The organism is Flagellimonas oceanensis (genome assembly GCF_003992595.1).
Classification (GTDB): Bacteria; Bacteroidota; Bacteroidia; order Flavobacteriales; family Flavobacteriaceae; genus Flagellimonas; species Flagellimonas oceanensis.
In genome coordinates this window covers 1-12,476 of record NZ_RZNA01000011.1, presented here as the reverse complement: position 1 = coordinate 12,476, position 12,476 = coordinate 1, and the positions used below count along the sequence as shown (strand labels likewise).

General features: G+C 46.5%; 7 protein-coding genes. 5 read left to right on the top strand and 2 right to left on the bottom strand.

What is annotated here, in order from left to right; all coding sequences use genetic code 11:
* The 3 genes from EO132_RS03905 to EO132_RS03895 form a co-directional block, all read left to right on the top strand.
* The coding region (locus tag EO132_RS03905) for a T9SS type B sorting domain-containing protein (RefSeq protein ID WP_127136699.1) at positions 1 to 3,189 on the top strand (3,189 nt) is incomplete at its 5' end.
* A gap of 2 nt (positions 3,190 to 3,191) precedes the next feature.
* Positions 3,192 to 4,187: a PorP/SprF family type IX secretion system membrane protein gene (locus EO132_RS03900; protein ID WP_127136698.1), complete on the top strand. Its 996-nt coding sequence runs from the start codon at positions 3,192 to 3,194 to the stop codon at positions 4,185 to 4,187.
* Between the two features lies 1 nt (position 4,188).
* The gene (locus EO132_RS03895; protein WP_127136697.1) at positions 4,189 to 6,135 is read left to right on the top strand and encodes an OmpA family protein; all 1,947 of its coding nucleotides are present in this window, start codon (positions 4,189 to 4,191) and stop codon (positions 6,133 to 6,135) included.
* A gap of 2 nt (positions 6,136 to 6,137) precedes the next feature.
* Here EO132_RS03895 and EO132_RS03890 read toward each other — a convergent pair whose 3' ends face one another.
* Both EO132_RS03890 and EO132_RS03885 read right to left on the bottom strand, forming a co-directional pair.
* A complete protein-coding gene (locus EO132_RS03890) occupies positions 6,138 to 7,382 on the bottom strand; it encodes an NRAMP family divalent metal transporter (protein ID WP_127136696.1) in 1,245 nt (414 codons plus the stop codon).
* 81 nt (positions 7,383 to 7,463) lie between these two features.
* The gene (locus tag EO132_RS03885) at positions 7,464 to 9,839 is read right to left on the bottom strand and encodes a S9 family peptidase (RefSeq protein WP_127136695.1); all 2,376 of its coding nucleotides are present in this window, start codon (positions 9,837 to 9,839) and stop codon (positions 7,464 to 7,466) included.
* Positions 9,840 to 10,061: 222 nt separating this feature from the next.
* Here EO132_RS03885 and EO132_RS03880 point away from each other — a divergent pair, with 222 nt between their 5' ends.
* The gene (locus EO132_RS03880; protein WP_127136694.1) at positions 10,062 to 11,786 is read left to right on the top strand and encodes a GMC oxidoreductase; all 1,725 of its coding nucleotides are present in this window, start codon (positions 10,062 to 10,064) and stop codon (positions 11,784 to 11,786) included.
* A gap of 4 nt (positions 11,787 to 11,790) precedes the next feature.
* On the top strand, positions 11,791 to 12,476 hold a 686-nt coding region (locus EO132_RS03875; RefSeq protein WP_164732268.1), incomplete at its 3' end, for a gluconate 2-dehydrogenase subunit 3 family protein.

The following is a 12,476-nucleotide window of genomic DNA, read 5'->3' as shown; positions in this document are numbered from 1 at the left end:
ACCGACAACGGGACGTTGAGCGCTACGGAAAATGTTGGGACGAGCAGTTTTACCGACGACGATACAGCTGGATTTACGGTTACGCAATCTGATGGTACAACAACCACTTCAGAATCGGGTACTACAGATACTTTTACTGTGGTTTTAAATGGTCAACCAATAAGTAATGTTGTTTTTGATATAGTATCTGGCGATACAGGAGAAGGAACAGTGGACTTAGATCTGTTGACCTTTACCAACAGTAACTGGGATACACCTCAAACAATTACTGTTTCAGGTGAAGATGATATTATCATCGATGGACTTCAAACATATAACATTACGATAAGCGTGAACGATGCTGCTAGTGATGATGCCTTTGATGGATTGGCTAACCAAACGGTCTCCGTAGACAATGCGGACGATGATATAGCCGGGTTCACCATTGTAGAACAGGGTGGTGGAGCTACAGCGACCTCTGAGACGGGGACCACGGATACCTTTACAGTGGTTTTGAATAGGCGGCCACCAATAAATGATGTTGTTTTGGATATTGAGTCTGAAGATACAGGAGAAGGAACGGTTTCGCCATCCACCTTGACCTTTACAACAGCAAACTGGGATACTCCTCAAACTGTAACCGTAACAGGAGTTGACGATGCCATAGTAGATGGAACGGTCAACTTTGATGTTGTGGTAAGTGTTGATGTATTTAATAGCGCCCTCTCCTATAGTGGGGTTTTGCCACAATCCATTGTGGTGCAAAACACGGATAATGACAGTGCCTCGGTTACTATCGCTAATGCAAATGGCAATGAAGATGATGGAGCCATTACCGTATCTGCCACCTTAAACAATGAGGTTGCAGGAGGGTTTACTGTGGATGTTACTTCCTCCGATGGAACGGCGACAACAGCAAGTTCCGATTATACATCAGTAAACGAAACACTGACATTTGCAGGAAGCGCAGGCGAGGTACAGACTTTTGAGGTTGTCCCAACTGCAGATGCGCTAATCGAAGGTGATGAAAATTTGGAGGTTTCAATGTCCAATTTGGGAGGAACATCCTTTACGGTCGGAATATCGGATACAGCGACGATTACAATAAATAATGATGACTCCTGTGCCGCAGGCACAAGCACCCCAATACTAAATGATACAGGTACGCAGTTCTGTGTGGAAACCTTCAATGATTATACCCAAGACCTAAACGATTATGTAGACGGTACCCCGCCAGCAGGAACGAACCTTGTTTGGAGTACCAATCCAGATTCAAGTGTGGAAGCCGATTATTTGGGTTCAACTGTGGTAACAAGTACTCAGCTCGCAGATACTGATACTTTTTATGGTTTTTATTACGATAGCTTAAACGATTGTGCTAGTCCAAACACGGTGCAAGTTGTACTCTCCGTAAATGAAGAGCCCAACCCGGGAACAACTACAGGTACCAGTGTTTGTGCCGATTCCGGCAATGGAAATACCATTATTGATTTGGATGATCGATTATCAGTGGATGCCGACCCGGGTATATGGTCCATAACCAATGCACAACCCGGTTCATCCATAACCATAAATGGCAGTAACATTGTCAATTTTGATGGTCAACCGCTTGGAAATTATGTGTTCACTTACACCGTTGCAGGTGCAGGGATTTGTGGAGACGAAACTGTACAACTTACCGTGACCGTGGAAGATTGTTCCGGCCCATGTAATGCGGGAAATTCGGCTCCCGGAAGTAATGTTGACTTGGAGTTTTGTGATGTTAACGGAGATGGTTTCATTAATGATGATGACCCCAATGGTGTTGATTTGAATGAATACGCTACTATTGGCGCCCCCGCAGGAACAGTGCTCACTTGGAGTACAAGTGATGATTATACGGAAACGGATGCTTTCCTAAATGCGCCCAATGTAGTGGAGCCTGGAAGGTACTTTGGTTTTTTCTACGATGAGGCCAATGATTGTGCCAGTCCTGTCATGGAAATCACCTTAGTGCGAAACTCAGTTCCCACGATAACCGATACTACGGAGGACTCTCGTTGTGGACCAGGAGAGATAACATTGACGGCAACTGCATCAGTGGATGAAGGAGTGGTGAGTTACCGATGGTACGATGCTCCTACAGCTGGCAATATCGTCAGCACCAGTGCCACATACAGCATAAACAACCTGACCGAAACGACATCTTTTTACGTAACGGCTACGGCCAACGGGTGTGAATCCGAAAGAGTGGAAGTGGTTGCGACCGTATTGAATGCACTTTCTCCAGGTATCCCTATCGAAGATTTGACAGTTTGTAATATTTCAAGTGACGATGGACCGACTTCCTTTGATTTGGATGATGGTCTCATGGGACAGGATGCAGGAACATGGACTGTGATTACGGATCCTTCCAATGGTGATTTGACCATTGGAACCGATAATATTGTTGATTTTACGGGTCTTGCCAGTGGAGCATATGTTTTTGAGTATACTACAGACCCCGTAGGTAACTGTACCGAAACCACATCCGCACAATTGACCATCACGGTACAAGATTGTATTACAAATGAAACCATCGATTTGGCTATTACAAAAACAGTTGATGGTAGCGACACCTATTTGATTGGTGACGAAGTAGAGTTCATCGTCAATGTTGAAAATGTGGATGGAACTACTGTGACGGATATTGTAATCTCCGATGTGTTGGATGAGGGTTTTGAATTTATCGATGCCCAAGCAACCATTGGGGAATATGACGCTAATACGGGGAACTGGACTATTGCATTGCTTGAAGCAACGGACGCAGGGGCCACACTAACCGTGAGGGTAAGAACAACGGCAGCAGGGCAAATATCGAATACCGCTTCATTGGTGTCTTCTGTCCCTGCAGACGATACTTCGGATAACAACTCAGAAACCGTAACTGTTACCGTAAATAGAAATCAGTGTGTGGACTCAGGTGCTATCTGTAACATCTTTTCTCCCAACGGAGATGGTCGCAATGATACTTTAACTCTTGTGGACCATGAATTGTATCCACAGAACACATTGGAAATATTCGACCGTTACGGAAACAGTGTTTTCCAAATGGATGGTTACGATAGTTCGTGGGATGGAACAGGTAAGAACGGGGATTTGCCCAAAGGCACCTACTTCTACATTCTGGACCTCAATGGCGATGGAACGGATGTGGTCAAAGGATGGATACAAATTGTAAGAGACAACTAAAAATGCCAGATAAAAAAGCTTTGCCTATATATAGAATTTTGTTTCTAGGGTTGTTGTTGACCGTGGGCTGTGTGCATGCGCAGAAGGAACCGCAGTACACCCAGTACATGTACAATATTGGGAGTTTCAACCCAGCCTATGTGGGTACGGTGGAAAGTCCTGAAATCATAGGGTTGTATCGGGCACAATGGGTGGATATCCCTGGTGCGCCGACCACCATTCGTGGCGGTGCCAACATTCCTTTCAGCAATGAGAAAATGGGATTGGGCGTCAACATTGTGAACGATGTGCTCGGACCGTCAACACAAACGTATTTTGATGTGGCCTATTCCTACCAAATTCAGTTGTCCGATGAGACCAAGCTTTCCTTTGGGCTCAATGCAGGGGGATCGTCCCTTACTATAGACTATTCCAAGGGTACGTTTGAAAACCCCTCGGACGGTTCCATCCTAGGAGGGAATTACAGTAATTTTTACCCAACAGTGGGGGCGGGACTGTTTATGTACCACAAAGAAGAGTGGTATTTAGGTGCCTCTGTTCCCAATTTTTTAACGAATGCCTTGTACAATGATGAAGTGGCGACCATTGTGGAGGACAATATGCAGTTCAATGCCATTGGGGGCTATGTGTTCGAATTAGGCGATCGGACCAAGTTTAAGCCAGCTTTTTTGGTAAATTATCTCGAAGGTTCCCCGGTAACGGTAAACCTATCGGCCAACTTTCAGTTCATCGATGCGCTGACCATCGGAGCTTCCTACCGCTTTGATAATGCCGTTAGCGGTTTAGCAGGCTTCCAGATTTCCAACGGAATGTTCATTGGCTATTCCTATGATTACAACACCAATGGTTTGGGCGAGTACAGTGGTGGTTCCCATGAGGCCATCTTAAAATTCTATATCGGAAGAGGCGGTTTTGACTTTGGAAACAACAATAACAAATCAAAGAGCAAAAAATCAAACAATAAAGGAAAACAGATAGATTCCCCTAGATTTTTCTAACATGAGCCATGCAACAAAAATACAAGTAACACTTTGGGCATTCCTGCTGGGCGTGGTTTTCAGCTTCGCTCAAAAAAAGAAGTCCCAAGGCGATGTTTTCTTTTTTCAATACGAGTATCAAAAAGCTGTCGACGCCTACGAAGAGGAAATGTCCAAGGGTGTGATAACCAAAGAACAGTTCCTTAACCTTGCGGACGCCTATTACGAGACGAATAATTTTGAAAAGGCATCGGAGGCCTATATGGAAATCTATGGACAGGATTCGTTGATGGATACCCATCATTACAACAAAATGCTGCAAAGCCTCTCCAAAACCCCTCAAACCGAAGACACAGAGGATTTTTTGGCTAAAGTGTCGTCAAGTTTTCCAAAGGAATTGATGGAGAACAAGGAGTTCAATGATCAGTTGCTACAAAATGGAGCTGATGAAAATCAATTGGACTACGACATCTTCAATTTGGATGGCAATAGTCCCCAAACCGATTTTGCCCCTAGTTTTTACAACGACAAACTATTGTTTTCCAGTGGGCGGCAAGTCAATAAAAAAATACGTTATGAACCAGGCAATGAAGGCTATTTCAATATTTATGAATCCGAGATTCAGCCAACGGGACAAATTACATCCTTACAGACTTTTCAGGAGCTGAAGGATACCGATTACCATGAGGCTACCCCGTCCTTTTCATCGGGATTGAACAGTGTCTTCTACGTCTTGTCCAATACACAGGATGGCGCACTGGCTTTTGACGCCAATGGGAAGAATGCCTTGGCCATTGCAAAGCAGACCATCGGAGGACCGTATCAATTGTTGTTGAAGGATTTGAGCACATCGTTCTATTATCCCTTTTATGATGACGCCAGTGGAAAACTCTACTTTTCTGCCGATTTCGAAGATGGCTTTGGAGGCACCGATATTTATTTTGTGTACACCAATAATGGTCAGGTCATGTCCGCCCCGATCAATTTGGGACCACGAATCAATTCATCGGGAAATGAGATCGCACCCTATATTTTTGAGGATAATTTTTACTTTGCTTCCGATGTGTTTTATGGACTCGGTGGCATGGACATCTACAAATCCAATATAGAGGGAGAGGGTTTCGGGATTCCCATCAATTTAGGAAATCCCATCAATACAGAGTTTGATGATTTTGGTATGATCATCCGTAACGAAGGCGAAGGACTGTTGGGGTATTTTGCATCCAACCGCACAGGGGGAAAAGGGAAAGATGATATCTATGGTTTTAAAGTGGACGAGAAACCCGGACTCAAGACCATTACCTTTAAAGGTACGGTGGTCAATGCGAGCAGTTCTTCAGAAATCGTTCCCAACGCTTCAGTAAGCCTGTGGGATATGAACGGGGAGATGCTGGCAAAGACCATCTCGGACGATGAAGGGCAATACCGATTGGAAATTCCATACGAAACCGAGTTGGTATTGGATGCCTCAAGAGAGCGATACTCAAGATTCATAAAGAAGTTTGAGCAAGATGAACTGGATGCTTTGCAAAACAGCACTTTTGATGTTCCAATTGCCTTATATGATGATCTGGTAGAAGAGCGTGAAGGCCAAAAAGTGGTAAAAATGGATGATTTCTATTTTAAAACCAGTTCCACCCAACTCACGGATGATATCAAAAACGAACTGACCAAAGTCGTTGATTTCGCCAAGGCATTCCCGAATGCACAATTTAGAATAGAAACTTACACGGACAGTAGGGGGGGCAGCAGCACCAATTTTAGACTTACCCAAGCACGTTCAGATGCCATTAAGAAATATTTGGTGGAGAAAGGTGTGCCCGCCAACAGCATTTTATATTCCATAGGTTATGGAGAGGATAAAATCCTGAACAATTGTACCAATGGAGTTTTCTGTTTGGAGGCATTGCACAAAAAGAATCAGCGTTCCTTGGTGGTGGTACTCAATGATAATGTACTGTTTGATTAAATCTACACCAGCAACATCCAGCAATAGTACAGCGCAAATAGGGAAAGGAAAATCATCCCGCAATAGGTCAGGACTTTCAGTCCTATTTTAGGCTGATGTTCCTTTGGAACATCTTTTCCAGTTACCGTTTTAAGGTTCATCCAACCCAGCAGTGGGGCGAAAACAAAGGAGACAAATGTGGCCAGCGCCACAAGATTGCCCATATTGGCACTGAACAGACTGATCACGATCCAATTGATCCATGCCATCGCTATGACCATCAAGGCAAAGGTGTGCTTACCATTGTAGATATTTTTTTGGGGAATAAGTTTCTGAAGTACGTCCAAGCTCACGCGGGAAATTGCATCATGCGCTGTCATACACGTACTGAACATGGTGGCAAAGGCTGCCACGGCAATAAAAAAGTAAGCCCAGCTAGCAATATGGGTCGTGAATAAACTGACCAACTGATCGGCAAAGACCACAGCACTTCCACTAAGTTCAGTTCCTGTGCCATAAAGGGTCATCCACCCAATGATCATGAAGAACAAGGCCAACACCGCCGTTAAAATATAGCCTACGTTGAATTCTTGGAGGGCAAGTTTAAGCGAGGGTTTGTTTTTCATGGTCTTAAGGTTTTCCATGCCCCACAAACTTACCCAGCCCGATGCTTCCACGGCGGTAGGCATCCATCCGACCAATCCAATCAAGAACAATATGCCGACCTCATTGAAAATCCCGGGTCTTTGGTATGTTGAGGCATTGGGCACTGGCCCTTTTTGCAACACCATTACCGTTGTGATCAACAAGGCGATAAAAAGTATCGTGATGACGGCTTTCAAAGAATTTTCGAGGAATCGGTACTTCCCGATGATCAAAATCAAACTGATGAAAACAAAGAGCCCAAATGATACGACTCCAGCACCGACTGAGGTCACATCGAATAAATTCATGAACAGGCCTGCTGTGACGACATAGAGCGCTGCCAAAATGGTAAAAGTGGAAATCAAGGTCACAAAGGCATAGATCCACAAATAGGTCTTGCCCAAATTGGTATAGCCTTCGATCAAACTTTTCTCCGTTACCGTGGTGTACCGTATTCCGAACTCAAAAAAGGGATACTTGAGCAGGTTGGCCAGAACAATGGGAATTACCATTACCCATCCATATTGCGCACCTGCCTTGGTGGAAAGTACCAAATGCGAAGTGCCAATGGCCATACTGGCAAACAATAAACCAGGGCCGAGCGCTTTCAACAATGCCTTCATGCAGCTTGATTGTTAATTTTCAGGCAGGAAGATATGTTTTTTTGCTGAAAGTTTTCCAGTTACCTTATGATATGGAATCCATTATTCTTTCCCTAATAGGGATTTTTGGAACAGCTTGAAAATACGAGTATACTCGTCAGTCCAACTACAGGGTTCCACAAAGCCATGACGTTCTACAGGATAAACCGCCATTTCCCAGTTCTCTTTCCCGAGTTCGATCAAACGTTGGGAAAGTCGCACCATATCCTGAAAGTGCACATTGTCGTCCACCATGCCGTGTAGAATCAAAAGGTCTCCCTGTAATCCATCCGCAAAATAGATGGGCGAACTACGTTTATAGGCCAAACTGTCCGTAGCGGGCGTATTCAAGATGCGAGCTGTATACCCATGATTGTACGCGGCCCAATCCCCAACGGAACGGATGGCTGCTCCGGCACTAAAGGTATCGGGGGCGTTGAACATGCCCATCAGTGTGATGAATCCACCGTAGGATCCTCCGTAAATACCGATTTTATCCGTGTCGATTCCGTATTCGTCCACCAACATTTTGGCGCCATCCACTTGGTCGGACAAATCCTTGCCGCCCATATGCCGGTAAATACCCGTACGCCAATCCCTGCCATAACCTGCACTTCCGCGATAATCGATATCGAGCACGGTATAGCCATTGTCCACTAAAAGATTGTGGAACATGTATTCCCTGAAATAGGAGCTCCACCATTTGTGTGCGTTCTGCAAGTAGCCCGCTCCGTGCACAAAGATCACGGCGGCCTTGTTATTTACCGAAGCGTCAGGTTCATATAGCCTTGCATGTACTTCTGCACCATCCGAAGCTTTAAACGTGATGATCTCTGGGTCTTTCCAGTCGTAGGCATTAAAATTATCAGTATTGGAATGTGTGATTTGCTCGGCTTTGGGGGTTTCTCCCGTTTCAACTGGATTGTCTTGGATAAACAATTCCGTAGGCTTGTTGGAGTAGGAGTAGAGGATGGCCATTTTCTCCTCGTCTGGGGAAAGTACCACATCATTTCTACCGACCATGTTGGTCAATTGTTTCCATTTACCCCCTTTGAGCGACATCGAGTAAAACTGTCTGTCGCCCGGGTGTGTCTTATTGGAAGTGAAATACCATCTATTTTTATCCTTGGATAATTCCGTACCATAAATTTCAAAATCCCCAGAAGTCAATGCCTTTGTTTTTTTGTTATTGACATTCATCGTGTACAGATGGGAATATCCTGTTTTTTCGGACATGAACCATATGCTTTTGTCATCGGGCATCCAACCCAAAGAACCACCGCCCCAACTGCTAATACCGGGACCAGCGATCCAGGCTTCATCGTGTTGACGGTCCAGTTGTTCCACTTTGCCTGTTTTGGGGTCCAACAAAACAATCCAACGATCTTTGTAATCATTGGCTTGGATATCCAAAATGGCCCGGGTTCCATCCGAGTTCCATGTTGGGCCATTGATGAAACCGATACGGTCCTTATTTTCGTAAGTCTTGTCGGGATAATCTTTAGTGTACTCGGGTACATCATCCAAACCTTCCAAATTATCCAAAACCACGGGGTAGTTTTCACGATTTTTCACATCGTACACGAACATTTCGTATTGTGTAGGTTCATCACCAACCTTGGAACGTGTGTTTTGGTCTTCGGTATACCCCGATTCCGTTACAAAATGGGGCACGATCGTTCCTTTGGAATTTGGTCGGTCCATCAAAATGTAGGTAACATAAGATCCAGAAGGGTCTATTTGTAGACTGATGACCCTTTTTCCTTTTGTTTCAAGCTCTAGGGGCTGTAATGCCTCCAGTTTTTTGCTGATTTGGTCACCGGCATCTTTTTTTGCTTTTCGCTCTTGCAATACATCAAAGATGTCCAATTGGTCTTGGTACAGCCATTCATCTTTGGAATCGCGTTGCGGTTCACTTCCTTTGGACTTTACAAAATGTGTTTTTTGTACTATCAAGCCCGATGCAATATTCCAAGTGAAAAGTTCGCCATCCTTCACAAAAGCTATGCTTTTCCCATCATCGGTAAAATGTGGATTGCTTTCCCGTTCTTGTGTTTTGGTAATGGGTTTGGATTGATACGTGTCATTATCCAACAAGAAAATATCGCCATTTTTGGAGTAAACCGCTTCCGTTTTTGCGTTGTTGTATGTCAATCTGGAAGATGGTAATGCGTTGGCCGTTAAAAAATCCACTTTGTTCAGGTCTTTGTTTGCTATTGAATAGGCATATAGCGAATCGCTCATCGCTCCATCTGGGTTCCAATCAAAGTAGAGAGTCTGACTATCCGTGGACCAATAGGCACTTGATGGTCTGGGACCAACAAAGTCATCCCCTTGCATGATGTCTTTGATTTTTAGAGGGGAATTGTTTCCTTTTTGAGCTTGAAGTATGTTGAAAGTGAGTAAAAGAGCCAGGGTGAGCGTAAAAAGTCTTCGCATGACGGTGGTAAGGTTTAAGATGGTTTGATTCTCAAATATCGGTTATTTTGATGAGTTTGCAGGATAGTCCATCAAAATGAAATTTCAAAAAAGTCTCTCGTTTTACGGTCAGAAAAAGTATCTTTAAAACCAACTAAAAAGATGAAAATCATGTTGCCCTTTTTTGATGGAGGGGTAATATTTTGATTTAAAGTGAAATAAAACCTAAACCAAACACAGACAATGCAGATAATAGAGAACGGCACGGTCTACGATGCGATCATCGTGGGATCGGGAGCTGGTGGCGGGATGTCGGCCAAGGTGCTCTCGGAGGCGGGCCTGAAGGTCGCGGTCGTCGAGGCGGGCCCATTTTTCGATCCGGCCAAACCGGAGCACCAGACCCAGTTGAAGTGGCCCTATGAAAGTCCAAGAAGGGGCAAGAGCACCCGTTTCCGCCCTTTTGGCGATTTCGATGCCGCCTACGGTGGCTGGGACATCGAGGGGGAGCCCTACACCCAAAAGGACGGGACGCAATTTGAATGGTTCCGCTCTCGGATGCTGGGGGGACGCACGAACCACTGGGGGAGGATCTCCCTGCGCTTCGGCCCGAAGGACTTCAAGCACAAGGACGAGGACGGCCACGGGGACAACTGGCCGATAAGCTATGACGATGTAAAGCCCTATTACGACAAGGTGGACAAGATGATCGGGGTGTTCGGCACCAATGAGGGGCTGCCCAACGATCCCGACGGTTTCTTTCTGCCACCGCCAAAACCACGTTTGCACGAACTCTTCTACATCAAGGGGGCCCGGAAGAGCAATGTCCCGGTGTACCCATCGCGTCTGTCGATGTTGACCAAGAAGATCAACAACGACCGTGGGGTTTGTTTCTACTGCGGGCAATGTAACCGCGCCTGTCAGGTGTACGCCGATTTCTCGGCGGGGACCTGTCTGATCTTCCCGGCACAGAAGAACGGGGGACAGATCGACCTCTTCGTGAACTGCATGGTCCGCGAAGTGACCACCGATCAGGAGGGCAGGGCCACGGGGGTGTCCTATATCAACAAAGAAGACAGAAAAGAATATAAACTGAAAGGGAAAGTGGTGGTGCTCGGTGCCTCGGCCTGTAGCTCGGCCCGTATCCTTTTGAACTCGAAAAGCAAGCAGCACCCGAACGGACTTGGGAACAGCAGCGATGTGGTGGGCAGGTACCTGCACGATTCCACGGGGGCCGATAGAGCGGCCTTTGTCCCTGGGCTGATGAACCGAAAGGTCTCCTACAACGAGGATGGGGTAGGGGGAATGCACGTGTACTCACCGTGGTGGGGCGACAATTCAAAGTTGGACTTCCCAAGGGGCTACCATATCGAGGTGTGGGGCGGCATGGGCATGCCGAGTTACGGTTTCGGCTTCAACGTGAACGAGTTCAACAAGTTCTTCGGGACCAAGGTTGGCGGCTACGGTGACATGCTGCGCAGCGATGCCAAGAAGTACTATGGAGCTGTCGTGGGGATGGCCGGCCGTGGGGAATCCATTGCCAGAAGGGACAATTATTGCGAGATAGACCCGACCAAGGTGGATGAATTCGGTATTCCCGTATTGCGTTTCCATTACAAATGGAGCCAGTTCGAGATCAACCAGGCCAAGCACATGCAGGATACTTTTGAAGAAATATTGATCAACATGGGCGGTGAGCCCTTGGGCAAAAAGCCGGGCAAGGACACCAACTACGGACTGCACAACCCTGGAAACATCATCCACGAGGTGGGCACCACGAGAATGGGGGACGACCCGAAGACCTCTGTGACGAACAAGTACCAGCAATTGCACGATGTGGACAATGTGTTCATCGTGGATGCCGGGCCGTTTACCTCACAGGCGGACAAGAACTGTACATGGACCATATTGGCGCTCTCGATGAGGGCCTCGGAATATATCGTGGAACAACTCAAACAGCAAAACATTTAAGGAGATGGACAGAAGAAAGAGTTTAAAGTCGATAGTACTGGGCTCGGTGGCGGGCGGACTGGCCATACATGGCTGCAAGCCTTCGACGGAAGGTACGGAACTGACGGAGGCCCCGAAGATCACCTACCCGGGCCGGGTGCCCCAGGAGATCGAACTGATCGACGAGCTACAGGACGAACAGTTCTTGAACCCGCACGAAGTGGAGACACTGACGATACTGTGCGACCTTATCCTGCCCCCTTCAGAGGAATACAAAGGGGCATCGGATGCGGACGTTGTGGGCTTCATCGAGTTCATGTCCAAGGACGTGGAGACGCTACAGCCGGATATCCGCGGAGGGATCATGTGGCTGGACCACAAGAGCAACACGGAGTACGGCACGGAGTTCAAGAAGGCGGGCGAGGAACAACAAAAGGGGATACTGGACGGGATCGCATACTACGACCCGGAGACACCGGGCAGTGAACGCCCTTTTGAAGTGAACTTCTTCTCCTTGGTGCGGAACCTGACCATGACGGGCTTCTACACGAGCAAGATCGGGATAGAGGAGATCGGATACAAGGGGAACCAGCCCAATGTATGGGACGGAGTACCGGACGATGTACTGGAACAGCACGGGGTGTCCTACGACGAGGAATGGCTCGCCAAGTGTGTGGACCAGAGTAAGCGTGGCGTTATCGCCGAATGGGA

Excerpts from the sequence above, each read along its gene's own strand:
- EO132_RS03890 (WP_127136696.1), bottom strand. The coding sequence starts at position 7,382 with ATGAAGGCATTGTTGAAAGCGCTCGGCCCTGGTTTATTGTTTGCCAGT.
- EO132_RS03900 (WP_127136698.1), top strand. The coding sequence starts at position 3,192 with ATGCCAGATAAAAAAGCTTTGCCTATATATAGAATTTTGTTTCTAGGG.
- EO132_RS03895 (WP_127136697.1), top strand. The coding sequence starts at position 4,189 with ATGAGCCATGCAACAAAAATACAAGTAACACTTTGGGCATTCCTGCTG.
- EO132_RS03885 (WP_127136695.1), bottom strand. The coding sequence starts at position 9,839 with ATGCGAAGACTTTTTACGCTCACCCTGGCTCTTTTACTCACTTTCAAC.
- EO132_RS03880 (WP_127136694.1), top strand. The coding sequence starts at position 10,062 with ATGCAGATAATAGAGAACGGCACGGTCTACGATGCGATCATCGTGGGA.